We start from the raw sequence: 24,137 nt of genomic DNA on the forward strand, positions 1-24,137 counted from the left end.
GTCATCCCGAGTAGACGTTGAGCAGCAGGTCGGCGGTGTCCGGCAGCGGGCTGGCCTCGGCGTACGCGATGGCGTCGGCGATCGCGTCGCGGGTGCGCTGCCAGGTGTCGTCCAGTTCGGCGCGGGTGGCGGTGCCGTCGGCGAGGGCACGGGCCTCCAGCAGGTCGATCGCGTCACGGGCCTTCCACTCGTCGACCTCCCGCTGCGAGCGGTAGGGGTGGCGCAGGCCCTTGACGCCCTGGTGGTCGTAGTAGCGGTAGGTCTTGGCCTCGATGAACATGGGCCCCTCGCCGGCCCGGGCGCGTGCGACGGCCTCGACCGTGGCGCGGTGCACGGCGACCGCGTCCATGCCGTCGACGATCACGCTGGGCATGCCGTAGGCGGCGGCCCGGTCGGCGACGTCGGTGAGCAGCATGTGCTTGGACTGCGGGGTGAACTCGGCGTAGCCGTTGTTCTCGCAGACGAACAGCACCGGCAGCCGCAGGACGGCGGCCATGTTGGCGGCCTCGTGGAAGCTGCCGATGTTGGTGGCGCCGTCGCCGAAGAAGCTGACGGCGACGCTGTCCTCCTCCTTGTACCGGGCGGCGAAGGCGGCGCCGACGGCGATCGGGATGCCGGCGCCGACGATGCCGTTGGCGCCGAGCATGCCGAGGGAGACGTCGTTGATGTGCATGCTTCCGCCGCGGCCGAGGCAGGCGCCGGTGACCCGGCCGTACAGCTCGGCGTACATGTGCCGGAAGCTGACGCCCTTGGCCACGGCGTGCCCGTGGCCGCGGTGGGTCGAGGTGATCTGGTCGTCGTCGCGGAGGGCCGCCATGACTCCCGCGGCCACGGCTTCCTGACCGACGTAGAGGTGGAGGAAGCCCGGCAGTTTGCCGGCCTCCATGAGCCTTCCCGCCTCGGTCTCGAACAGCCGGATGCGCACCATGCGCTCGTGCAGATCCATGACGACCTGCGCGGATGCCTGATCCGCGGCCGGACCGGCCGGCCTCTTCGATGCCCTTTGAGCCATCGCGCGCCCCTTCGCCCCGAGCGAGGTGTCCCCAGCAATCGGACTTTGTTGTGTCGGTCTACAGTAACCGGCAGCGGGCACCTTACTGAAGAGGTTCTCTAATTACTATGCCTCGGGCCGACCCGGCTCCGCATCGCCTCCGCGCCCGTCGACCAGCTCGAGCGCATTGCCTTCCGGGTCGGCCCAGAAGCTGATCCGGCGGCCGTGCGCCCGGACGACGACCGGATTCGACAGCGGACGGGCGCCACCGGCCGCCAGAGCCGCAACGACCGGGTCCATGTCGTCGACATGGAACGTGAGGTACGCCAGCCCCTGTCGCGCGGTCAGCGGCACGGCCAACCCAGCGGGCGCCGGGGCCGGTTGGGGGCGGATCAACTTGACGCGGCCGCCGGAGGGCACCTGCAGCCAGACGACGAGCAGCTCACCCCCCAGTCCGGCCGGTGCGCCGATCGACGCCGGGATGCGCGAGCGGCGCACCTCGCGGCAGCCGAGCACATCGCCGTAGAAGCGCGCCATCGGCTCCAGTTCGCGCACGACGACGCCCACCTCGAACAGTTCGGGCACCACCTCGGCCATGCCGTCGGCCATCGCACCCACCTCCCCGTCGAGCGTTCGACGACCGACAGCGGCGACTGGAGCCCCTCCATAGAAAGATCCGGTCCCGCGCGGACCTCTCCCCCACACCAAGGCGACGCGACCCGCGGGGGGCCGGGCGGCGACTTACGTACTTTCTATTGACAGACAACACTAACCCCTGTTGTCGTGTCGGTCACAGCCCGGGGGTCGTAACAGAAGACCTTCTCCAGCTCGCGGCTGCGAGGATTGTGAGGACATCGTGGTCCAGACCAGTTCACCGGAGATCCGGGAGGCAGGCGCCGAGCGTCAGCCGCCCCCGGCCCCCGAGTACTCCTCTTGGATCAGCCAGGACCGGTCGACCGACGCGGCCTCCGTGGCGATGCGGCGGGAGGCCGCCGAGCTCGTCGAGCGCGTGCTGGAGCACTACCGCGACAACACCACGCACGAGGCCGACGGCCAGTGGACGGAACCCGTCGCCCACTACCTCGACGCCGGCCGCTGGCAGCGGGAGATGGACGCCGTGCACCGGACCGTCCCGCTGCCGCTCGCCATGTCGGCCGAGCTTCCCGGACCGAACACCTACAAGGCACTCGACGTACTCGGCGTGCCGGTGCTGATCACCCGGGACCGGCAGGGCGCCGTACACGCGATGATCAACGCCTGCCGACACCGCGGGGCCAGGATCATCGAGCCCGGCTGCGGTGTGTCCAAGCGGCTCACCTGCCCGTACCACTCCTGGTCGTACGACCTGGCCGGTGAGCTGCGGGGGGTGTACGCCGAGAAGACCTTCGGCGAGGTATCCCGCGCGGGGCGCGGTCTCGTACGCCTCCCGGCCGGGGAGCGGGCCGGGATCGTCTTCGTCTCGCTGGACCCGGCGGCCGAGCCCGACCTCGACGCCTGGCTGGGCGATCTGCGGCCGCTCCTGGAGGGGCTGCGTCTCGCGGAGTGCCATCACCACTCGACCAAGGAGCTGACCAGCCCCAACTGGAAGGTCACGCTCGACGGGTATCTGGAGACGTACCACTTCGCCTCGCTGCACCCGAAGACCGTGTTCGAGACGAACCTCTCCAACATGATGGCGCACGACACCTGGGGCCCTCACCAGCGCATCGCGCCCGCCCTGCGCCCCATCGCACAGGCGGCCGAGCTGCCTGCCGACCAGCGCGACCCGGGAGACTGCGTCGGAGCCATCTACTGGCTCTACCCCGGTCTGGCGATCGCCGGCGGCTGGCGGCACAAGATCGCCGTCTCCCTGGTGCTCCCCCGGACGGCCACCGAGTCGGTGACCCAGCAGATCATCCTGCTGCGCGACCCCGCGGTGACCGACGAGGAGCGCGAGGCCGCCGACCGCTTCGGCGAGTGGTTCCACGACGTGGTCCGCGACGAGGACTACGCGACCACCTACGGAGTACAGCAGGGGCTCGCGGCCCTGAACGGGACCGACTTCGTCTTCGGACGCAACGAGCCCGGACTCCAGCACTTCCACCGCACCGTTCACGAGCACCTGGACCGAAAAGACAGAGCCGCCAGGTGACGAACCGACAAGACTCGCAGGAGAACAACATGGTGGCTACGGGCAGCCTCGACGGACGCGTCGCGGTGATCACGGGCAGCACGCGCAGCATCGGCCGCGCCATCGCCGAGGCCTTTCTGGCCGACGGCGCCACGGTCGTCCTCAGCGGCCGTTCCGAGGTCAAGGGCAAGCAGGCCCTGGAGGAGCTGGGCGCCGGGGACAGGGCGGTCTTCCACCCCTGCGACGCCGGCAGCCAGGCGGACATCGAGGCACTCGCGGACTTCGCCGCCGAGCGCTTCGGCCGGCTCGACATCTGGGTCAACAACGTCGGCGGCACCTCGGGCTTCGCCCCCGTCCACGAGCTCAGCGACGAGGCCTGGCACGACGCTCTCAACCTGAACGTCAGCGCCTACTTCTACGGCACCCGCCGCGCGCTGCCGAAGATGCTCGCGGGCGGCTGGGGACGCGTCATCAACATCTCCTCCGTCGAGGGCAAGCAGGCCAACAAGCCCGCGATCAGCCACTACATCACCAACAAGCACGCCATTCACGGCCTGACGAAGGCGACCGCCTTCGAGTACGGCACCCAGGGCATCACGTGCAACGCCATCTGCCCCGGCGCCGTCGACACCGACCTGATGCGGGCGGCGGGTCCGGCCGCGGCCGAGGCCGAGGGAATCAGTTACGAGGTGTGGCTTGGCCGCTTCGCCGAGCACGCCGCCACCAAGCAGATCACCACCGTGGAGCAGGTCGCCGCGGTCGCCTCCCTGCTCGCGAGCGACGCCGGTGCGGGCATCACGGGCACGCTGATCAGCGTCGACGGCGGAACCGCGCAGTGGTAGACACCGGCACGAACAGCAGGAGACCCTCGGCATGAAGAGCTGGATCACGGACGGGCACCGCAGTGAGCGGCTGCCGCACTACACCCGCGCCAACGCGGGCGAGACCCTGCCGGAGCCGGCCAGCCCACTGGGCTGGACCCTGGTGTGGGAGCGCGGGCTGCGGGGCTGGCGCAACGGCTTCGTCGGTTTCGGCATCTACCGCGAGGAGGAAGTGGCCGGCCCCTGGCCGCCGTTCGCCGGAATGTTCGGCGGCTACTTCTACCTCAACCTGTCGCACATGCGGCTGTTCGGCATCCGGATGGGGCAGACGGCCGACCAGATGGACGCCGCGTTCGTCGGCCGGCGCTCCGACACCCCGGTCTATGCGGCGCACCCGGAGGACGAGGACGCGGAGCTGACGGCCAAGGCCGGGGCGACGGTGGCGCGCATGCTGGGGCAAGCCGGCTTCCCCGAGGCCGACGCCGACCGGGAGCGGCTGCGCCGCGTCCGGCGCGAGCGGCCCGACCTGGCCCGGTTGTCCGCCGCGGAACTGGTGGCGCACGCCCGTTCACTCCTCGACGACGTGGAGATCACCTTCCAGCGGCATGTCGAGTCGTCGCTGCCGGCGTCCGTCGGACCGACCATCCTCGGCCCGCTGTGCGCGGGCCTGGACCGGCCCGGCGCCATGCTGGACCTCATCGGCGGGCTCGGCGACGTCGACTCCGCCTCGCCCTCGACCGGGCTGTGGGCGCTGTCCCGCCAGGTGGTGGCGTCGGCGGAGCTGACCGCGCTGTTCGACCGGGGTACGGCGGCGGTGGAGCGGGCGCTCGACGGGGCGAGGGGGGACGTGAAAGCGTTCCGTGACTCCTTCGAGGAGTTCCTGGCGGAGTCCGGTGACCGCGGCCCGAACGAGTGGGACATCCACGCGCTGTCCTGGGAGGCCGCGCCGGTCCAGGCGCTGGCCCTGGTCGACCGGATCCGGCACAGCTCCGACGAGGACTCCCCCGCCGACCGCCACCGCCGGCTGACGGAGCGGCGCGAGCGACTCGCGGCGGAGATCCGGGCCGCGCTCCCCGAGGACACGCGGCCGGTGTTCGACGCCGGAATGCACGCCTCCCAGGTGTGGATCCCGGCCCGCGAGCGGACCAAGGCGAACTGCGTGACCGTCATCAACGAGATCCGGATGGCCGTGCGTGAGCTGGGCCGCCGCGGGGTGCAGGCGGGGCTCCTCGCCGAGCCCGAGGACGTGATGATGCTGCTGGAGTCCGAGCTCGACGGCTACGTCGCCGACCCGGACCGCTTCGGCCCCGTCATCGCACGGCGGCTCCAGGAGTACGCCGGCCTGCGGGAGCTGGAGCCGCCGTTCTTCGTCGCCCAGGACGCCCAGACAGAGATCGACACCTGGCCGCGGCGCAGCGAGGACGCGGTCGCGACCGCCGAGGAAGGCGATCTGCTGTCGGGCGTCGGCGGCAGCCAGGGCACGTACACCGGCCGGGTGCGGGTGGTCACCGACCCGGCCTCGTGCGAGGCGCTGGAGCCGGGTGAGGTGCTGGTGGCGCCGATCACGGACGCGGCCTGGACCCCGCTGTTCCTGGTCGCCGGGGCGGCCGTGGTGGACGTGGGCGCGCTCAACAGCCACGCCGTCGTGGTCTGCCGGGAGCTGGGCATCCCGGCCGTCATCTCAGTGGAGGCCGGTACGCGGCGGCTGCGGGACGGCATGGTGATCACCGTCGACGGCACCAAGGGCACGGTCACCGTGGACGCCGTCCCGGCGGCACCCGGCATCTGACCGGCCGTGGGCCCGTCACCCCTGGCACGACGGGGGCGGCGGGCCCACGATCACGACCGTGGCAGGGGAAGGGAAAGGACCACCGTGTCAGAGGAGATCATCGTCGCCGGCTGGATGGACTACGAGCCCGCGGACCGCGACACGATGCTGAAGCGGCTCGTCGAGCTCGGGAAGCGCACCCGCGAGGACGAGCCCGGCTGCCTGGACTACGCCATGACCGCGGATCCCGCCGACGAGCGCCGGATCCGGGTGTACGAGCGCTGGGTGTCCCAGCGGGCCCTCGACGCGCACTTCACCACGGCGCACATCAAGGACTTCCGCGCGGCCTCGGCCGGGTTGAACCGGGTGGGCGTCAGCCTGGACACGTTCAGCGTCTCCGGGTCCCGCTCGATGCGGTAGGTGCGGGCGGGTGCAAGGGAAAGGGGGAGGGGGCGCCGGCCGCGGATGTCGCGGCCGGCGCCCCCTCGCCCGTATCGGGTCCTCTACACGCGGCTGTACGGATCGTCGGCCAGCCGTACGAGCATCTTGCCGACGTTGCCGCCGGCCAGCAGGGACAGCAGCGCCCGCGCCGCGTGGTCCAGTCCGTCCACCACCGTTTCGCGGGCGGTGATCCGGCCCGACCGCAGCCAGTCGGCGACGCGGGTCTCGAACTCCGGGCGCAGGTCGTCGTGGTCGCGGACGATGAAGCCGCGCAGGGTCAGGCGTTTGAGGACCGCCTGGATCAGCTGGTTGATGTCGGCGGACCGCCGGTCGCCGCCGAACTGCGACATCATGCCGCACAGGGCGACCCGGCCCCCCGTACGCAGCGCGTGCAGGGCGGCGGCGAGCTGCTCGCCGCCGACGTTGTCGAAGTACACGTCGATGCCGTCGGGCGCCAGCCGGGCGAGCGCGTCACGGACGGGCTCGGCGCGGTAGTCGGCGGCTGCGTCGTAGCCGAACTCCTCGACCAGCAGGGCGCACTTGCCGGGCCCGCCGGCCGTGCCGATGACGCGTTCGGCGCCCAGCAGCCGGGCGAACTGGCCGGCGGCGCTGCCGACGGCCCCGGCCGCCGCCGACACGAAGACGGTGTCGCCGGGGCGCACCTCGGCGATGCGGGCCAGTCCGACGTAGGCGGTGAAGCCGGTCTGCCCGAGCAGCCCCAACCAGGTGGGCAGGGGCGCGAGCCGGGGGTCGATGCGCCCGGCCGCGTCGGTGTCCGCCGGGTCGAGTACGGCCCACTCCCGCCAGCCGAGCTGGTGGCGCAGGAACGTGCCCGGCGGTATGGAGGGGCAGCGGCTCTCCTCCACGACGCCGAGGGCCCGGCCGTCCAGCGGAGAGCCGGGGGTGAAGTTGTGCGTGTAGTGCTTCTCGGTGCGCTCCAGCCGTCCGCGCATCGACGGGTCGACACTCATGTAGAGGTTGCGGACGAGCAGTTGCCCCTCGTGGAGCGGCGGGAGCGGGCGCTCCTCGACGGCGAAGTCGCCGGGGGCCGGTTCCCCCTCGGGCCGACGCACCAGGCAGACCACCCGGGTGGTGCTGGGTCGCACCGGCTCACTCCTCGGGCTCGTGCACAGCGCGCCGTCGGGCGAGGCGGCCCACCCAGCCGGCCATCTGGAGGTCCGCGTGGCGCAGTTCGCCCGACTGCCAGCGGGCCTGGAAGTCGAAGACGCCCCGGGCGCCGGTCCTGGGGTCGGTCACCTCGACCAGTCCGTCCTCGGTGAGCCGGTACACGTGCCCGGTCAGCGGATGGGTCACTTGCTTGGGCATGGGGCTCACTCCTGCGGTCGGCGGCGTACGCCGCGTTTGGTCACGGTCACCGGGCCCTCGACCCGGAGCCGGCAGGCGAGCCGGGTCAGGCCGTCCACCGGCCTGCGCAGGGCCTCGATGCCCTCGCGCTCCAGCGGTCCCACGGGGGAACAGTTCTCGGCGCCCTCCTCGACCTCCACGAAGCAGGTGCGGCAGGTGCCTTTGCCTCCGCAGACGGTGGGCCAGCGGTAGCCGAGCCGCCGGGCGGCGCTGAACAGGTCCTCGCCGTCGAGGATTTCGAGCTCGACGCCGGAGGGCCGGACCGCCACCCGGTGGGTCACTTGTTCATCCACCGGTCGAGCGTCTGGTTGAAGTGGCGGATGCGGCTCTCCTGGTAGTTGGACAGGGTGATGCCCGGCTTGCGCATCGCCTTCAGGCCCTGCTGGACATAGGGCAGGTTCTCGCAGTCCTGGTCGAAGACCGGCCCGAGCACGCCGAGTTCGGGAATGTCGGCGAAGAGCATGTCGTCCGGCACCCAGCGGATCTTGACCGGAGGCGGCATCTCGTCGGGGTTCTTCGGGGCCGACATGAAGATGATCTCCGCGGTGCAGGAGTCGGGGTCCAGGCCGTGCGGCCGGAACCGGTAGATGATGTTGGACTTGGCGCCGCCCCAGGGGTTGAAGTTGGGGAACAGCAGGTAGTTGATGGCGTCCAGCAGTTCGGTGTCGGCGGTGTGGGAGAAGTCCTGCTGCGAGGTGGCCGCCAACTGGTCGCGCATCCGCTGGGCGAGGACCTGGCGGGCGGTGCCGCCGGACGGGATCGGGGGGAGTTCGTCCCCTTCCCGCATCACCAGGTCCCGGCCCTGGGCCGCCGCGTAGAACGCGCGGGAGTCGTAGAACGTCTCCAGTACGTCCTCCTCGGTAACGGAGTCGGCCACGTGCGGGCTGGGGGCGCCCTGGATGTTGATCATCCGGTTCCAGTGGGGCTGGTCCGCCATCACGTCGTACTGGGAGTTGGCGTCGGCCAGCCACGGCAGCATCTGCGGGTGCGTGGCGATCACGTGGAAGGACTCGATGAACGCGTCCTGGGCGACCTTCCAGTTGCAGGGCAGCACCTTGGCGATGTGCAGCGACTTGTAGCGGTTCTCCAGCGGCCAGATGTAGTAGTCGTCGAAGGTTCCGCGGTAGCTCTCGAACGACTCCGCGCAGGGGTCCATGGTGATGAAGACGAAGCCGCGCCAGGTGGCCACCTGGGCCTCGGGCAGTGCGAACTTCTCCGGGGTGACGTGCGGGAAGTCCCAGGCGCAGGGCGGGCTCTGCATGGTTCCGTCGAGGTTCCAGGCGAAGCCGTGGAACGGGCAGCGGAACTCGCCGGCGTTGCCGCCGCTGGTACGCAGCTTGCGGCCGCGGTGCAGGCAGGCGTTGACGTACGCGCGGATCTCGCCCGGGGCCGTGCGCACCACGATCAGCGAGTCGTCGCCGATCTCGTAGATCTCGTGGTCGCCGACCTCGGGGATCTCGCTCTCCAGGCAGGCGAACTGCCAGACGCGCCGCCAGACCTGTTCCATCTCGCGTTCGGCCCAGGCGCGGGAGGTGAAGCGGTCGGCATCGATGTCCTCGCTGCCGATGTGGTCGTTGCGGTCGAGCCTCAGCGCGTCCGGAACCGGCCGGCTGTCCCGGTCGAGGTAGTCCTGGACGCTGGGTCCGGGGCACCGTGCCGTGCCCGCCTCCGACGTTCCGTCCATCTTCACTCCTCCAGCAGAAACTTTAGAGTGAGTGTAGTTAGCAGTCGCGGCCGGGAGCAACAGTCACGACGTCACCGCTGGTGCCATGACGCCCGATGTTCCGGGACTGGACACTTCCCACCTTGAATTCGTTACGACCGCCCCCTCCCCAAGCCGGTCGGGGCGTGCCACACTCCGTCGCACCCGAGGCTGTAGTGCCTCAAAAGTTTCTATGCGGCCGGGCGGTGTTCCCCTCCCGGCTCGGCTCCAGCGCCGCCCGGTCCTCCCGGCGGCCCGCGCCGTACCCCACGCCGGCGATCCACGCAGCCCTCTCGATCCCCCATGCGTGCCGCCCCGGCCCGGGCGGCAACGGATCCCGCCTGTACGGAGCCGGCCGCCGCGGACGCGGGAGCGACGCGGGCCACGGCACCTCAGGCCCACTTCACGGGAGTACTCAACGATGAGTCCCAGACCCGGCCGCGCGCTCCGTCGCGCGCTCACCGCGATCGTCCCCGTCACCGCGCTGCTCGCCCTGGCGGCATGCGGCACCGACACGGCTCCGGCCGCCGATTCGGCCAGGGCCGCGGCGTCGGACTCCCCAGGCCTGGCCGCGGCCACGAAGGCCCTGGAGAAGTACTCCGAGCGCCCGGACAAGATCCCCGTCACCCAGCCGGTGGGCAAGAAGATCCCCACGGGCAAGAAGATCGACTTCATCCTGTGCGGTGTGCAGTCCTGCAAGGACCTGGCCGACTTCTTCACCGCCGGGGCCGACCAGCTCGGCTGGCAGGTCGATCAGATCGCCACCCAGGGCACGCCGGAGTCCGTCCAGGCCGCCTACGAACAGGCGCTGCGCGACAAGCCGGACGCCGTCGTCGCCTCCGGATTCCCGCGCGCGGTCTACGCCAAGCAGTTGGCCCGGCTGAAGGCGGCCGGCATCCCGGTCGTCCAGTCGAACGCCGACGACGTGCCGGGCGACGGCGTCTCCCTGCTGAAGAACGGGCCCAAGGACGTCGCCGTCCAGGGCGAGATGCTCGCCTCGTGGGTGGTGTCGAACAGCGGCGCCAAGGCCGACACCGTCTACTTCGACCTGCCCGCCTACACCATCCTGAAGCCGGTCGCGGACACGTTCGCGGCCACGTACAAGGAGTGGTGCGAGGGCTGCGCGCTGGACACCGTCGAGGTGCCGATCACCGCGATCGGCAAGGACATGCCGGACCGGGTGGTGTCGTACGTCCGCTCCCACCCGAAGGTGACCCACATCGTCTTCTCGCTGGGCCTGCTCAACGTGGGTGTGCCGACCGCGCTGAAGACCGCCGGCATCACTGGCAAGCACATCGCCGTCAACGTCGGTGACGCGCAGAACTACCAGTACATCCAGAGCGGTCTCAGCGACGCCGCGATGGCGCTGAACTCGCACGAGGCCGCCTGGGTCCAGGTCGACGCGCTGGCCCGCCACTTCACCGGCCAGTCCATGGCCGTGGACCAGCGGGCGGTGCTGCCCAACATGCTCATCACCGGCGACAACGTCCCGTCCGCCAGCGGTGACTTTCCGCTCGTCAAGGACTACCAGGCGCAGTTCGAGGCGCTCTGGGGCCTGAGCTGAGCGGCGGAGGAGGAGAAGGAGGAGGAGGAGGAGGAGCGGTGCACGCTGAAACGCCGGTCCGGTCGGCGGGATCGGACGGAACCGACCGGCCCGTGCTGCGGGTGTCCGGGCTGTCGAAGCGATTCGGCGGCACCCAGGCTCTCGACGACGTCGACCTCGACCTCGCCCACGGCGAGATCCACGCGCTGATCGGGCCCAACGGCTCCGGCAAGTCCACCCTCATCAAGATCCTCGCCGGATATCACCACGCGGCCCCGGGGGCGGTCGCCGAACTCGACGGTGAGCCGTTCGACCTGGGCCAGGTCACCGCCTCACGGCACGACCGGCTCCGCTTCGTCCACCAGGAGCTCGGGCTGGTGGGCGAACTGAGCGCCACGGACAACCTCGCGCTCAGCCGCGGCTTCGCCCGTACGGCCTTCGGCAACATCCGCTGGCCGGAGATGGAACGCCGGACGACCGCACTGGTCGAACGGTTCGGCCTCGGCATCGACGTACGCCGTCCCCTGTCGGCGGCCACCCCCGTCCAGCGCGCGGTGGTGGCCATCGCCGCCGCCCTGCAGGGCTGGGAGGGCCGCCGCGGCGTCCTGGTGCTCGACGAGCCGACCGCCGTACTGCCGCCCGGTGAGGTGGCCCGGCTCTTCGACATCGTGCGGGAGGTCCGGGACGCCGGGGCGAGCGTCCTGTACGTATCGCACCGGATGGACGAGATCTTCGCGCTGGCCGACCGGGTCACCGTGATCCGCGGCGGACGCCGGATCGCCACCCGCCGGGTCGCCGAGCTCACCCCCCGGTCGCTGGCGGAACTCATGGCGGGCGAGAAGACGAAGACCGAACACCGACCCCGGTCGGCCACCGGATCCGACTCCCGATCCGACTCCGGCGAGGCGGCGCTGGAGGTCCGCGGTCTGTCGGCCGGCCCCGTGCGCGGCGTCGGCTTCACCCTTGCCCGGGGCGAACGGCTGGGCATCACCGGCCTGGTCGGCTCCGGCCACGAGGTGGTGCCGTACGCGGTGTGCGGCGCGTACGGGGGTTCCGTGCGCGGTCAGGTGCGGGTGCCAGCGCGGTCCGCGCGCTGGATCGACGCCAAGGACGCGGGTCGGCACGGCATCCCGCTGGTCCCCGCGGACCGGGCGGGCGAGGGCGTGATCGGTGACTTCTCGGTCGCCGAGAACCTCACCCTCCCCCTGCTCGACCGGCTCCGCGCCCGGACCGGACGGCTGCTCCGGCGCCGCGACACCGCACTCGCCGAGGACTGGATCCGGCAGGTGGGCGTGCGCACGGCCGGGCGCCGGCCGGCCGGCGCCCGGATCACCACGCTGAGCGGCGGCAACCAGCAGAAGGTCGTCATGGCCCGCTGCCTGGCCCAGCGGCCGCCGGTACTGGTGCTGTGCGAGCCCACGGCCGGCGTCGACATCGCGACCCGTCTCCAGCTCTACGACCTGATCGAGCGTCAGGCCGAGGACGGCATGGGCGTGATCGTGTCCTCGTCCGACACCGAGGACCTGCTCGCGCTGTGCACCCGCGTCCTGGTGGTACGGGACGGCCGGATCGTACGGGAGATCAGCGGCCGGGACATCACCGAGCCCGCGCTGGTCCACGCCATGGAAGGGACCGACTGACATGACATCCACCCCGACCCGGGCCGCGGAGCTCCGGCCGACCGGACCGGACGAACCCGCGGTCCGCGCCGCGAAGGCACCGGGCGTGCTCGGCCGGCGGGCGGTGGCCGCGCTGTCGTTCCGCAACATCGGCGCCGTCCACGTCTGGCTGCTGATCGTCGCGCTCTTCTCCGTGTGGGCGCCGGACACGTTCCCGACCGTCATCACGGTCAAACAGGTCCTGAACGGCAACGCCGTGGCCGGGCTGGTGGCGCTCAGTGTCGTCCTTCCGCTGGCCGCGCGCGTCTTCGACCTGTCGGTCGCCTACACCATGTCCCTCACCAGTGTGCTGACCGCCCACTTCCTGGTCTCCACGGGCCTCGGCCCCGCCACCGCGATCGCCCTGGCGATGGCCGCCGCCCTGCTGGTCGGGGTGGTCAACGGCGTCGTGGTGGTGATGCTGCGGGTCGACTCGTTCATCGCCACGCTGGCCACCGGCGCGCTGGTCCAGTCCCTGATCACCATGGTCACCGGCGACAGTTCCGTCACCGGCCTGCGGCTCCTGGCGAAACCGTTCTCGAGCATCGCCCAACTGGATGCGGGCGGCATCACGCTGCCGGTGCTGTATCTGTTCCTCGCCGCGCTGGCCATCTGGTTCCTGCTCGAACACACCGCGACGGGGCGGCGGTTGTACGCGACGGGCTTCAACGCCGACGCGGCCCGCCTGCAAGGGGTGCGCACCGACCGGTTGCGCTTTCTGACCCTGGTGACGTCCGCGCTGCTCTCGGGTTTCGCCGGAGTCGTCTTCGCGTCCTCCGTGGGGTCCGGTTCGCCGACCGCGGGCACTCCGTATCTGCTCTCGGCCTACGCGGCGGCGTTCGTCGGGGCGACCCAGCTGCGCGCGGGCCGCTTCAACGCCTGGGGCACGGTGATCGCGGTGCTGCTGCTCGGCACCGGCATCACCGGGCTCGGGCTCGCCACCAGCGCGCAGTGGGCCGCGAGCCTGTTCACCGGCTCGGTGCTCATCGTCGCGCTCGTCCTCACGGGCGGACGGATCGCCCTGCCGCCTGTCCTTCGCCGACGGAGGCCACCCACGGCCGCCGAGGCCGATGACGTACCCGACCCGGACAAGGAGGTCCGATGACGAAGGTGATGAAGGCCGTTCAGTACCGGACGGTGGGAAGCGCGCCCGAGGTCGTGGAGGTTCCCGTGCCCGAGCCGGGACCGGGCCAGGTGCTGCTCAAGGTGACGGCCGCGGGACTGTGCCACTCCGACCTCGCGGTCATGAGCTGGCCGAAGGAGCAGTTCCCCTATCCCCTGCCGATGACGCTCGGCCACGAGGGCGTCGGCACGGTCGCGGCCCTGGGCCGCGGAGCCACCGGCGTGGCCGAGGGCGACGAGGTGGCCGTGTACGGCCCGTGGGGCTGTGGCCGCTGCCGCATGTGCGCGGAGGGCAGGGAGAACTGCTGCCCCCACGCCGCCGGGCTCGGCATCACGCCGCCCGGGCTCGGCTCCCCCGGCGCGCTCGCGGAGTACCTGGTGGTGGACTCGCCGCGCCACCTGGTGCCGCTGAACGGGCTCGACCCGGTGCAGGCCGCACCGCTGACGGACGCCGGTCTGACGCCGTATCACGCGATCCGGACGTCCCTGCCGAAACTCGTGCCCGGCAGTACGGCGGTGGTGGTCGGAGTCGGCGGCCTGGGCCATCTCGCCGTACAACTGCTGCGGGCGTTGACCCCTGCCCGGGTGGTCGCCCTCGACGTCGGCGAGGAGAAGCTGGAACTGGCCCGCGCCGTCGGCGCACACGAGGCGCTGTTCTCCGACGGCGAGGCGGCGACCCGGGTGCGGGAGCTGACCGACGGCATCGGGGCCGAGGTGGTGCTGGACTTCGTGGGGAGCGAGCCGACCCTTGCGGTGGCCGCCGCGTCGGTGGCGGTGGCGGGCGATGTCACCGTCGTCGGCATCGGCGGAGGCACCCTCGCGGTCGGCTTCGGCGGCGGTCTGCCGTTCGAGGTGTCCGCCTCGGCCCCCTACTGGGGCAGCCGCCGGGAACTCGTCGAAGTCCTCGAACTGGCGCGGCAGGGGCTGGTCCGCTCCCGCGTCGAGACCTTCTCGATCGAGGACGCCCCGACGGCGTACGAGCGTCTGCACGCCGGTGAGGTCGACGGGCGGGCGGTGGTGCTGCCGCACGCCTGAGCCGCGCACGCCGTGGGCGTGTCGCGAAAGTCCCGCCCGCCCCTCAGACGGCCGGCGCTACGTTCGCGGCACGCCCACGGTCCGCTCCAGGCACCGCCCGAGCACCGTCAGGAACTCCGGCGTCTCCCAGGGCCCCCGGTCCACCCGCCCGGTGTCGTCCACGCCGAGGTCCTGCACGTCGTAACGGCCCCGGCAGTGGCCGAGGGTGAAGTAGCAGACCTCACCGCTACCGTGCCGTTTCAGATAGAGGACGGGACGCGGTGCTTCGTCCCGCGCCGCCGTGTCGCCCTCCTCGAAACCGCGGCACGGCCCCGTGTACTCGGCGTGCAGCAGCACCTCCAGCTCCCCGTGCAGCTCGCACACGTACAGTTCGTCGGTGACCGTGAACGGTCCGACGCCGGCGACCAGCGGATGGTCCGGCCGGGTCACCCGTACCTCGTACGGCCCGATGGGCGGGTGCGCCAGGAACTGGCTGCCGAGCACCTCGGCCACCTGCCCGAGCAGCCGGGGGGTGGTGAACACCCGGGGTCCGCCGGGGGCGGTCGCCTCGATCACCGCGTTGGTGCCGTGCAGGGCGAGCCAGCGCCCGCCCCGCTCGACGAACCGTGCCAGCGCGGCCCGCTGCGCCGACCGGGGCCGCACGTCGCAGGTGTAGCTGACCAGCAGGTCCGCCCGCTCCAGGGCGGGGACGCAGTCGTAGTCCTGGTAGACCCTGGTGCGCACCCGGGGGTGATCGCCCAGCATCTCCAGCAGCCGCAGCCGCGCGTAGTCGAAGTCGTGCCATCTGCCACCGCAGACCAGTACGGCGTCCAGGCAGCCGCCCGGGCCCACCACGGCTCAGTACTGGACGCGGGTCAGCAGCCCGCCGTCCACCACCAGGTTGACACCGACGCAGAAGGAGCCGGTCCGGCCGAGCAGGAACGCCACCGCCGCGGCCACGTCCTCCGCGGTGCCGTAGCGGCCGATCGGCAGCTTCGCGAGGACCTCCTCGTAGACCTCCGGGCGGCTGGTGCGGATGGTCTCCCACGCGCCGCCGGGGAAGTCGACGGGGCCGGGCGAGACGGTGTTGACGCGGATGCCCCGCGGGGCGAGGGCGTGGGCGAGGGCCGAGGCGTGCTGGACGACGGCCGCCTTCATGGCGGAGTACGAGTTGGCTCCGGCCGGGCGAGCGGTGTCGGAGGCGTTGGTGGTGCCGATGGCCACGACGGCGGCCCGGTCGGAGGCCTCCAGATACGGCAGGGCCGACTCGACGAGTCCCGCGAACGGGATCAGGTCGCCGCGCAGGCTGGCCTCCCACGACTTCGGACCCTTGACGTTGCCCGCCGAGACGTTGGACACCAGCAGGTCCAGGCCGCCGAGTTCACCGGCGGCCCGCTCGACGAAGCCGGCGAGCGCCGCCGGGTCGGTGACGTCGACCGCCTCGGCGAACACGGTCGCTCCCTCGCCGCGCAGTTCGGCGGCGGCCTTGGCGAGCGCCTCCTCGCCGCGGGCGCACAGCGCCAGCGCGCAGCCCTCGGCGGCCAGCGTCCCCGCGATCGCCCGGCCGATGCCCCGGCTCGCGCCGGTCACCAGCGCCTTCGCCCCAGTCAGTCCCAGATCCATCGATGTCACTCCTCGGTTGCGTGCCTGTGGTGCGTGCCTGTGGTGCGTGCCTCTGTTGAGGCGATGGCCTTCAGTTGCCGGGCAGTTCGGAGAACGGCACCCGGTCGACCCGCGGCTCCCCCGGCAGCTTCAGCACCCGCTCCGCGATCAGGTTGCGCTGGATCTGGTCGGTGCCGCCGGCCAGCCGGTAGCCGGGGGCACCGAGCAGGTGCTGCGTCCAGGCGAACGTGTCCGGCTCTCCGGTGTCGGCGCTGATCCGGGCACCCATCAGCTCGGCGGCCGTCTGCCCGGTACGGGTGAGCAGGTCGGAGGCCATGAGCTTGGTGAGCGACGCCTCCGGCCCCGGCCTGCCGCCACCGGCGCTCGCCCGGGCGACCCGGTCCACGGTGGCCGCCCGCAGCGCGCCGCGCACATAGAGGTCGGCGAGTCGCTGGCGGACCAGGGGGTCACCGGTGCGGCCGTGCGAGCGCGCGAGAGCGAGCACGTCGGCGAAGGTGCCGCCCTTGCGCCGGTTGCCGCCGCCCGAGGCCGTCCGCTCGAAGGCGAGGGTGGCGTTGGCCACCTCCCACCCCTGTCCCGGACGCCCGATCCGCATCCCGTCCGGGACGCGTACGCCGCTGAGGAACACCTCGTTGAAGGAGGCTCCGCCGCTCATCTGGCGGATGGGGCGGATCTCCACGCCGGGGTCGTCCATCGGGACCAGGAAGGCGGTGATGCCGGCCTGCTTGACGACGTCCGGGTCGGTGCGGGCCAGCAGCAGGCCGTGGTCGGCGAACTGGGCTCCCGAGGTCCACACCTTCTGACCGTCGATCACCCAGGCGTCCCCCTCCTGCCGGGCGCGGGTGCGCAGCGCGGCGAGGTCGGATCCGGCGCCGGGCTCACTGAAGAGCTGGCAGGCCAGCAGATCCGTACGCAGGAACGCACGCGCGTAGGTGTCGCGCTGCTCGGCCGTACCGAACAGGGAGACGGCCATTCCCACCAGACGCACCGTGACGCTGATCAGCTCGGTCGACGGCGGCACCTCGAACGCCGACTCCTCCTGGGCGAAGGCCGCCGCGTGGGCGGCGCTCAGGCCCGCGCCGCCGTTGCCCTGAGGGAGCGTCAGCGCCTGGTAGCCGGCGTCGAAGCGGGCGCGCTGGTATGCGCGGCAGCGCTCCAGCAGCAGCCGTTCCTCGCCGTCGGAGAGATTGTGGAACACGGCGAGCCCGGCGGCCTCTCCGGTGGGCTCCCGCTCCCGGACCGGTTCGAGCACGGTGGCCAGCCACTGCCCGACCTGGGTGCGCCAGGTGCCCACATCCGGCTGGGACATGGCTCCTCCTCAGGACACTTACCAGATGACTACTTCAGTAACGGCGAGCCGGAGATCTGCACTCCATCCCGCGAATCATGAGGAGATGGCGTCGGCTCGGATCAGAGTGTTCCGCACTTTCTTGATAAACGCTACAGTCTCCGCATCAAGTCTGCTCTGCCCTCCCCGGACTCCAAGGGGAGGACCGAGAAGCCGCCGGAGGAGCCATGTCCCTGCCATCACTCGACCGTCGCGCCCACGAGACACCCGACGAACCCGCCCTGGTGGACGACCGGGAGGTGCTGTCCTGGTCCGAGCTCGCCGACCAGGTCGCGCGGGCGTCGGCGCGGCTGCTGGAGTTCGCCCCCGGCCCGGACCACCGGGTCGCCGTCCTCGGCGACAACGCGATCCCCACGCTGGTGGCCCATCTGGCCGGACTGCGCGCCGGGGTGGGCACCGTGGCCGCCTCCCGCCAGTTGAGGACGGGCGAACTCGTCGACCAGCTCGTCGACGCGGGCGCGACCGGCATCATCGCCGGACCCGCCGGCGCTCTCGTCGCGCTGGAGGCGGCGCGCGAACTGGGCCTGCCCCTCGTGACCCACGGAACCCCGCCGATCGGCCATGCCTTCGACTGGAAGCTGTGGCTGGCGGCGGCGACCGCGGCGACCGTCCGCACGGACCGGCCCGCCCGGCCGCCCCTCGTCTACACCTCGGGCACCACCGGCCGGGCGCGTGGCACCGAGGTGCGCTGGGTGAGCGGGCCGGCCGCCGACAGCGCCGCCTACCTGGCCGCGATGGCCGCCCGGCCCGGCTTCCCGCCGGGCCCCCATCTGGTGTGCGGCCCGCTCCAGCACAACGGACCGCTGACCTCGCTGCGGCACCTGGCGGCCGGCCGGCCGGTGGTGGTACTCGGCCGCTACGACGCCGAGGCGTTCCTGCGCCGTGTCGACGAGTGGCAGGTCACCTCCACCGTGATGGTGCCGACCCACTTCCAGCGGCTGCTCGCCCTGCCGGAAGAGGTGCGCACCCGGTACGACGTCTCCAGCCTGCGGCAGGTCTCGCACACCGGGTCCGCATGCCCGCCGGACGTCAAGCGAGCCATGATCGACTGGTTCGGACCGGTGCTGACCGAGTCGTACGGAGCGAGCGAGGCGGGCACGGTGGCCCGCATCAGCAGCACCGAGTGGCTGGCGCACCCGGGCTCGGTCGGCCGCGTCCAGCCCCCGTTCGAGGTCCTGGTGACCGGCGACGACGGCGGCCCGCTGCCGCCCGGCGAGCTCGGCACGCTGGCGTTCCGGGCCCCGGAGGGCCGGGGGGTGCGCTACCACGCCGACCCGGACAAGACCCGGTCCGCCTACCTCTCCCCGGGCGTCTTCACCCTCGGCGACGTCGGCTACGTCGACCCGGACGGCTACATCTTCATCACCGACCGGGCCGCCGACATGGTGGTCTCCGGCGGGGTCAACCTGTACCCGGCCGAGAGCGAGGCGGTGCTCCTGGAGCACCCCGCGGTCACCGAGGTCGCGGTCATCGGCGTGCCCGACCCGGATTTCGGCGAGTCGCTGCGGGCCCTGGTCGTCACGGCGGCGGACGAACCGCCGGCAGCGGAGCTGGACCGGTTCTGCCGCGACCGGCTGGCCGCCTACAAGTGCCCCAAGTCGTACGAGTTCGTCCCGGAACTCCTGCGCAACGCCATGGGCAAGCTCGACAAACGCGCCATGCGACGCCCCTACTGGCGTTCCGAGCGGACCATCGCCGGCTGACCTGGCCCGGTACGACCATACAAAGGATCATCCATGACCGAACTCCTCCTCATCCGGCACGGTCTTCCGGTGGCGGGTGTGTACGACCCGGGGCTGTCGCCGGAGGGCACCGCCCAGGCCGAGCGCCTCGCCGCCTGGCTCGCGCACGAGGACCTCGACGCCCTCTACACCAGCCCCTTCCAGCGTGCCCGCGAGACCGCGGCGCCCCTGGAACGGCTCACCGGCATGACCGCCACCGTCCTGGACGACCTGCGCGAGTGGGACACCGACGTCTCGCAGCCCTACACGCCGCCGGAGCAGATCCGCGCGGACGACCCCCGGTCGGTGGCGCTGGCCGAGGGACGGTACGAGGACTTCGTGCCCGATCTCGACTGGGACGCCTTCCGCACCCGGGCCACGCGGGCCATGGACACCATCCTGGACGCGCACCCCGGCGAGCGGGTCGCGGCCGTGTGCCACGGCGGCATCACCAACACCTACCTCGCGACGGTGCTCGGCCTGCCGCGCATGTTCTGGTTCCATCCCGACTACACCTCGGTCAGCCGGGTGCGGGTGCTGCCGGGAGGCCGGATCGTGCCGCACACGGTCAACGAGACCGCCCACATGGTCGCCGAGCGTGCCGTCGACGCCGTCGCCTGACCCGCTCACCTCACCCAGATCCACCAGGAGGTCCCGGCCATGCCCGGATCCGTCATCGTCGCCGGGGCCAGAACGCCCATCGGCAAGCTGATGGGCGCCCTGAGCACCCTGTCCGCCGCCGAACTCGGCGCGCACGCCATCGCCGCCGCGCTGGCCGCCGTACGCCTGGACCCGGCCGCCGTGGAAGCCGTCTTCATGGGCCATGTCGTCCAGGCCGGAGCCGGTCCCAATCCGGCCCGGCAGGCCGCCGTCGGCGCCGGCCTCCCGTTCACCGTCCCGGCGAGCACCGTCAACAAGCTCTGCCTGTCGGGTCTGCACGCCATCGCCCTGGCCGACCTCATGATCGCCTCCGGACGCCACGAGGTGGTCGTCGCGGGCGGGATGGAGTCCATGTCGGGCGCTCCGCACCTGCTGCGCGGAGCCCGCACCGGCTGGAAATACGGTGCGGCCACGGCCGAGGACGCCCTGGATCGCGACGCGCTCGTCTGCGCCTTCGACGGCGTCTCCATGGGCGCGGCCACCGAGCGGTACCAGCAGCCCTACGCGCTGACCCGCGAAGAGCAGGACGAGTACAGCGCGCTGTCGCACGAACGGGCCTCCCGCGCCCGGGAGTCCGGCGCGCTGGCCGCCGAGATCACCCCGGTCACGGTGGCCGGCCGGCGGGGGGAGACGGTGGTGGAGTCCGACGAGGGCGTCCGGCCGGGGAGCACCGCGCGGAGCCTGGGACGGCTGACCCCCGCTTTCTCCTCCGAGGGCACCATCACCGCCGGCAACTCCTCTCAACTGTCCGACGGCGGCGCCGCCGTCGTCGTGATGAGCGCGGAGCGCGCCCGCCGGGAGGGGCTCACCCCGCTCGCGGAGATCGGCGCCTACGGCACCGTCGCGGGCCCCGACCCCTCGTTGCTCGTCCAGCCGGCCGGCGCGGTCCGTGACGCCCTGTCGCGCGACGGCCGGTTGAAGGCCTCCGACCTCGACCTGTTCGAGATCAACGAGGCGTTCGCCGGCGTCGCCCTGGCCTCCGTACGGGAGTTGGGCATCCCCCTGGAGAAGGTGAACGTCAACGGCGGCGCGATCGCCCTGGGCCACCCGGTCGGCATGACCGGCGCCCGGCTGGTCCTGACCCTCGCGGCCGAACTACGGCGGCGCGGAGGCGGCAGCGGAGCGGCCGCACTGTGCGGGGGCGGCGGCCAGGGCGACGCCCTGCTGCTGACGGTGCCGGGCACATGAGCCCCCCGCCCGCCGACGGCTGCCGTCCCCTGTGGCCCGCATCGCGGCCGCCTCGGCCCACGACCGAGCCGGCCCGGAAGCCGCACGGGTCCGGCCCACCCGCCCTGTGCCCCGGATGACCCTGATGACCCTGATGACCCGCTCACCGTAAGAGACCGGATTGACGGACATGACCAGCCAGCCGCTCCAGATCCCCCACGCTCCGCCGGTCCCCGAAGGACCGCAGGCCGCGAGCGCCGCACCGGACGAGACGACCCTCGTCGTCGGCACCCGCGCCCGGGCCGCCGACGGCGTCGTCTCCCTCGTGCTGCGCCGCCCGGACGGCGGACCGCTCCCGGCATGGACGCCGGGCGCCCACATCGACCTCCTGCTGGAGAACGGCACCATCCGCCAGTACTCCCTGTGCGGGAAGCCCGCCGACCGATCCGCCTGGCGGATCGCCGTGCTGCGCGAACCGAACGGCAGGGGTGGTTCCGCCCATATCCACGACCGGCTCGCGGAGGGGGCGGCGGTGCGGGTGCGCGGACCGCGGAACAACTTCCGGCTGCGCCCGGCGGACCACCATCTCTTCATCGCGGGCGGGGTCGGCATCACCGCGATCCTGCCGATGGTGGAGGCCGCCGACGCCGCCGGGACCGACTGGCGGCTGCTGTACGGCGGCCGCACCCGCGGCTCCATGGCGTTCCTGGACCGCCTCGCACCCTACGGCGACCGGGTCCTGCTCCGGCCACAGGACGAGTACGGCCTGCTGGACCTCGCCGCCTTCATCGGGCCGCCGCGCGCGGGCACCCTGGTTCACGCCTGTGGCCCGGAGCCGATGCTGCGGGCCGCACGGGAACAGTGCGCCGGCTGGCCCTCCGGAACGCTCGGCATCGAGCGGTTCGCCCCGGTCCAGCCGGTCGAGGCCGCTCCGGCCGGCGCCTTCGAGGTGGTGCTCACCCGCTCGGGACGCACGCTCACCGTGCCGCCGGACCGCTCGATACTCGAGGTGGTCGAGGAGGCGGGTGTCCCCGTGCTGTTCTCCTGCCGGGAAGGCACCTGCGGCACCTGTGAGACGGACGTGGTGGAAGGAACCCCGGACCACCGGGACTCACTGCTCGACGACGACGAGCGGGCGGCCGGCTCCACCATGCTGATCTGCGTCTCACGTGCGTGCGGGCCCCGACTGATGCTCGACCTCTGAGCAGGGACGCACCCAACTGTGCGACATCCCGTGAGTTCTCCGAACCTCTGCTGAGCTCTTGCTCCTGTGGCCAGGGGGTTCTTCCTTTGTCGGGGGCTTGACCGCCTACTGACGTAACTTCGGGATTCCTGAATCGCTCTCGCCTTGTCCGAGCGATCCGGGCTCTGGGTGAAGGCGAGGGTGATACACCTCGGTGCAGTGGCTGGGGGATGATCTCCGTGTGACGAAGGAAGCGGATGCGGGTGCGGGTATTGATGAAGCCCATGCGTGGGACGCGCGGTTGGGCTGGGCGTTCGGGCTGATAGCCGACGATCCCGCCGAACGGGCCGCGGCGCTGGTCCGTCTTGCTGACGTCCAGGGGAACGTGCGGGATGCTCTCGGCCGGTTCAATGAGTTGTGGCGCTTGACGCTGCCGCTTGGCGGACAGGATCGGTGGCGGGATCCTGCCTTCCTGCAGGCACATGAGATGTACGTCGAAGCCGGGAGGTATTCGCTGCCCAACGCGTTGTGGAACCGCCCGCCCGGCGACATCAGGACATGGCAGGGTCTGCCCTATGCGCTCCTCTTCCTGGAGTGGGAGGCAAGGTATCCGCAGGAGTGGACCCGGTATGCCAAGAAGTGGGGCACGAAAGAGAGCCTCATACGGGACGTGGCGGTCGCTGACCACGGCGAGACGGTCAGGACGAAGCTCACCGACCTGGTCGAGATCGTCGTTCACAGAGCCTACCGCTGCAAGGACCGCGAGTACCTGCGCGTTGCTCGAGCCGTCGACAGTGAGGATCTGCGCGGCAGGCTGGAGTCTGCCGCTCGGTCTGACAACCCATGGGCACGGCGGCATGCCGGCTATGTTCTTTGGCTCGTCGATCGCCCCGAGGTGCCCAACACGGTCCACGTCTGGCAGAACTGGATCGCGGCGGAAGCCAGAGGGTGAGGCCTCCATCCGCCCCCTCCGCGAGGCGGTCGCCGACTCGCCGGCGCATCCGCTGGCCGAACACGGCCAACCCCCACCTGCTGATCGCCCAGAAGACCGCCTTCGAACTCGGCCCGGCCGGCAGCTCGGGACCGCCAGGGCCACCCGCAGCCTCACCGCCACCCTCGAACGGCTCCGCGTCGATGGCGAGCTCGAAGAGGCCCTCACCCACGGGCCGACCCTCTCCACCTCGCCCTCGTCTTCGGCATCGACGAGAAGACCGCCATTCGCTACGCGGACTCCGCCGGGGCCCTGCTGGACCAGGCCGCTGAACGGCCACTTCGATGAAGTCTGCTCGACCGGTACACGCTTTGATGGGGGGAGCATGCCGTCAGGGCAGAGTCAGCAGCCGGGGCCGATCGGCGGAGACGATGTCAGGGCGAGCGCGGCGATCCGCAGCTCGGCCGCCCACGTCCGCTGGTCAAGCCCCAGGGTGTACTCAATGCAGCACCCGCATTGCGGGATCAGCGATACGAACAATCGCTCCTCAACGGTTTCGACCTCCGTCTCCCACCAGTCATCCGTCGCCAGGTCGGCGGGAGCGATTTGCCCATTGATCAGCCTCGCCGCCAGCCGACGCAGCGCGTGGCGCCGTGCCAGGCCCCGATCAGGCAACTCGATTCCGGTCTCGGAGAGTGCTTGCTCGAACGCGTCGCGGATATCGCGGGTATCCGCGTTGCGAGGCAAACCGGCGAGCTCGCACAACGTCGGGGTGTCCAGCCCTGCCGCGAGTGCCTCGGCAGCAATCATCGGCAGGTCCTCCGGGCGGATCTCATCCGCCTGGTAGCGGCACGCCACCTCACCCAAAGACGTGAAGCCACTCCGTGTTGAGGATTCCGGTTCCGGTGTCGTTCCTGCTGTTCTCATGACTCGTACGGTGCCAGCACCGGTCCCAAGGAGGCCTACCCA

At 71.7% G+C, this 24,137-nt stretch carries 23 protein-coding genes; 13 read left to right on the forward strand and 10 right to left on the reverse strand.

What is annotated here, in order from left to right; translation table 11 throughout:
- Nucleotide 1: 1 nt before the first annotated feature.
- Together OG352_RS00190 and OG352_RS00195 are read right to left on the reverse strand one after the other, a co-directional pair.
- Nucleotides 2-1,012 carry a thiamine pyrophosphate-dependent dehydrogenase E1 component subunit alpha gene (locus tag OG352_RS00190; protein WP_329212996.1) on the reverse strand — a complete coding sequence of 337 codons (1,011 nt, stop codon included), beginning with the start codon at nt 1,010-1,012 and terminating at the stop codon, nt 2-4.
- A 105-nt stretch (nt 1,013-1,117) separates the two neighbouring features.
- On the reverse strand, nt 1,118-1,600 hold the full coding sequence (locus tag OG352_RS00195) for a VOC family protein (RefSeq protein ID WP_329212998.1): 483 nt from the start codon (nt 1,598-1,600) through the stop codon (nt 1,118-1,120).
- 247 nt (nt 1,601-1,847) lie between these two features.
- Here OG352_RS00195 and OG352_RS00200 point away from each other — a divergent pair, with 247 nt between their 5' ends.
- The 4 genes from OG352_RS00200 (at nt 1,848) to OG352_RS00215 (ending at nt 6,110) form a co-directional block, all read left to right on the forward strand.
- The gene (locus tag OG352_RS00200; protein WP_329213000.1) at nt 1,848-3,122 is read left to right on the forward strand and encodes an aromatic ring-hydroxylating oxygenase subunit alpha; all 1,275 of its coding nucleotides are present in this window, start codon (nt 1,848-1,850) and stop codon (nt 3,120-3,122) included.
- Nucleotides 3,119-3,943, forward strand: a complete 825-nt coding sequence (locus OG352_RS00205) for an SDR family NAD(P)-dependent oxidoreductase (RefSeq protein ID WP_329213002.1) — start codon at nt 3,119-3,121, stop codon at nt 3,941-3,943. The genes OG352_RS00200 and OG352_RS00205 overlap by 4 nt, the downstream gene beginning before the upstream one ends.
- A 31-nt stretch (nt 3,944-3,974) precedes the next feature.
- Nucleotides 3,975-5,711 (forward strand): PEP-utilizing enzyme, encoded by a 1,737-nt coding sequence (locus tag OG352_RS00210; protein WP_329213004.1) that lies wholly within the window; start codon nt 3,975-3,977, stop codon nt 5,709-5,711.
- A gap of 84 nt (nt 5,712-5,795) precedes the next feature.
- Entirely contained in the window at nt 5,796-6,110 is a 315-nt protein-coding gene (locus OG352_RS00215; RefSeq protein WP_329213006.1) for a putative quinol monooxygenase, read from the forward strand.
- Nucleotides 6,111-6,193: 83 nt separating this feature from the next.
- Here the strand turns inward: OG352_RS00215 and OG352_RS00220 are convergent, their stop codons facing one another.
- The 4 genes from OG352_RS00220 to OG352_RS00235 are packed head-to-tail and all read right to left on the reverse strand — an operon-like array spanning nt 6,194 to nt 9,180.
- Nucleotides 6,194-7,237, reverse strand: coding sequence for an NADP-dependent oxidoreductase (locus OG352_RS00220; protein ID WP_329213008.1), 1,044 nt, complete (start codon nt 7,235-7,237; stop codon nt 6,194-6,196).
- A 4-nt stretch (nt 7,238-7,241) separates the two neighbouring features.
- Nucleotides 7,242-7,457 (reverse strand): transposase, encoded by a 216-nt coding sequence (locus OG352_RS00225; RefSeq protein ID WP_329213010.1) that lies wholly within the window; start codon nt 7,455-7,457, stop codon nt 7,242-7,244.
- Nucleotides 7,458-7,462: 5 nt separating this feature from the next.
- Nucleotides 7,463-7,789 carry a 2Fe-2S iron-sulfur cluster binding domain-containing protein gene (locus OG352_RS00230; RefSeq protein ID WP_329213011.1) on the reverse strand — a complete coding sequence of 109 codons (327 nt, stop codon included), beginning with the start codon at nt 7,787-7,789 and terminating at the stop codon, nt 7,463-7,465.
- Entirely contained in the window at nt 7,774-9,180 is a 1,407-nt protein-coding gene (locus OG352_RS00235; protein ID WP_329213013.1) for an aromatic ring-hydroxylating oxygenase subunit alpha, read from the reverse strand. The genes OG352_RS00230 and OG352_RS00235 overlap by 16 nt, the downstream gene beginning before the upstream one ends.
- A gap of 439 nt (nt 9,181-9,619) precedes the next feature.
- On the opposite strand from OG352_RS00235, the gene OG352_RS00240 reads away from it, so the two are divergent.
- Genes OG352_RS00240 through OG352_RS00255 form a run of 4 tightly spaced genes read left to right on the forward strand, consistent with a single transcriptional unit; the run spans nt 9,620 to nt 14,556 of the window.
- Nucleotides 9,620-10,762 (forward strand): substrate-binding domain-containing protein, encoded by a 1,143-nt coding sequence (locus OG352_RS00240; protein ID WP_329213015.1) that lies wholly within the window; start codon nt 9,620-9,622, stop codon nt 10,760-10,762.
- 38 nt (nt 10,763-10,800) lie between these two features.
- Nucleotides 10,801-12,381, forward strand: a complete 1,581-nt coding sequence (locus OG352_RS00245; protein WP_329213017.1) for a sugar ABC transporter ATP-binding protein — start codon at nt 10,801-10,803, stop codon at nt 12,379-12,381.
- A gap of 1 nt (nt 12,382) precedes the next feature.
- Nucleotides 12,383-13,504, forward strand: coding sequence for an ABC transporter permease (locus OG352_RS00250; RefSeq protein WP_329213019.1), 1,122 nt, complete (start codon nt 12,383-12,385; stop codon nt 13,502-13,504).
- 8 nt (nt 13,505-13,512) lie between these two features.
- Nucleotides 13,513-14,556 carry an NAD(P)-dependent alcohol dehydrogenase gene (locus OG352_RS00255; protein ID WP_329223638.1) on the forward strand — a complete coding sequence of 348 codons (1,044 nt, stop codon included), beginning with the start codon at nt 13,513-13,515 and terminating at the stop codon, nt 14,554-14,556.
- Nucleotides 14,557-14,613: 57 nt separating this feature from the next.
- On the opposite strand, the gene OG352_RS00260 is transcribed toward OG352_RS00255, so the two are convergent.
- The 3 genes from OG352_RS00260 to OG352_RS00270 all read right to left on the reverse strand — a co-directional run bounded on the left by OG352_RS00260 (nt 14,614) and on the right by OG352_RS00270 (nt 17,467).
- Nucleotides 14,614-15,390, reverse strand: a complete 777-nt coding sequence (locus tag OG352_RS00260; RefSeq protein WP_329213021.1) for a ThuA domain-containing protein — start codon at nt 15,388-15,390, stop codon at nt 14,614-14,616.
- A 3-nt stretch (nt 15,391-15,393) separates the two neighbouring features.
- Nucleotides 15,394-16,158, reverse strand: a complete 765-nt coding sequence (locus OG352_RS00265; RefSeq protein WP_329213023.1) for an SDR family NAD(P)-dependent oxidoreductase — start codon at nt 16,156-16,158, stop codon at nt 15,394-15,396.
- Between the two features lie 70 nt (nt 16,159-16,228).
- A complete protein-coding gene (locus OG352_RS00270) occupies nt 16,229-17,467 on the reverse strand; it encodes an acyl-CoA dehydrogenase family protein (RefSeq protein WP_329213025.1) in 1,239 nt (412 codons plus the stop codon).
- Between the two features lie 206 nt (nt 17,468-17,673).
- On the opposite strand from OG352_RS00270, the gene OG352_RS00275 reads away from it, so the two are divergent.
- From OG352_RS00275 to OG352_RS00295, 5 genes are all read left to right on the forward strand, one after another.
- Nucleotides 17,674-19,209: an AMP-binding protein gene (locus tag OG352_RS00275; RefSeq protein WP_329213027.1), complete on the forward strand. Its 1,536-nt coding sequence runs from the start codon at nt 17,674-17,676 to the stop codon at nt 19,207-19,209.
- A 33-nt stretch (nt 19,210-19,242) separates the two neighbouring features.
- Nucleotides 19,243-19,848 (forward strand): histidine phosphatase family protein, encoded by a 606-nt coding sequence (locus tag OG352_RS00280; RefSeq protein ID WP_329213029.1) that lies wholly within the window; start codon nt 19,243-19,245, stop codon nt 19,846-19,848.
- Nucleotides 19,849-19,887: 39 nt separating this feature from the next.
- The gene (locus tag OG352_RS00285; RefSeq protein ID WP_329213031.1) at nt 19,888-21,075 is read left to right on the forward strand and encodes an acetyl-CoA C-acyltransferase; all 1,188 of its coding nucleotides are present in this window, start codon (nt 19,888-19,890) and stop codon (nt 21,073-21,075) included.
- 169 nt (nt 21,076-21,244) lie between these two features.
- Nucleotides 21,245-22,258 (forward strand): PDR/VanB family oxidoreductase, encoded by a 1,014-nt coding sequence (locus OG352_RS00290; RefSeq protein ID WP_329213033.1) that lies wholly within the window; start codon nt 21,245-21,247, stop codon nt 22,256-22,258.
- Nucleotides 22,259-22,478: 220 nt separating this feature from the next.
- A complete protein-coding gene (locus OG352_RS00295; RefSeq protein WP_329213035.1) occupies nt 22,479-23,189 on the forward strand; it encodes a hypothetical protein in 711 nt (236 codons plus the stop codon).
- A gap of 381 nt (nt 23,190-23,570) precedes the next feature.
- Here the strand turns inward: OG352_RS00295 and OG352_RS00300 are convergent, their stop codons facing one another.
- On the reverse strand, nt 23,571-24,095 hold the full coding sequence (locus OG352_RS00300) for a hypothetical protein (protein WP_329213037.1): 525 nt from the start codon (nt 24,093-24,095) through the stop codon (nt 23,571-23,573).
- Nucleotides 24,096-24,137: the final 42 nt, after the last annotated feature.

It is taken from the genome of Streptomyces sp. NBC_01485 (assembly GCF_036227125.1).
In the GTDB taxonomy this organism is placed as follows: Bacteria; Actinomycetota; Actinomycetes; order Streptomycetales; family Streptomycetaceae; genus Streptomyces.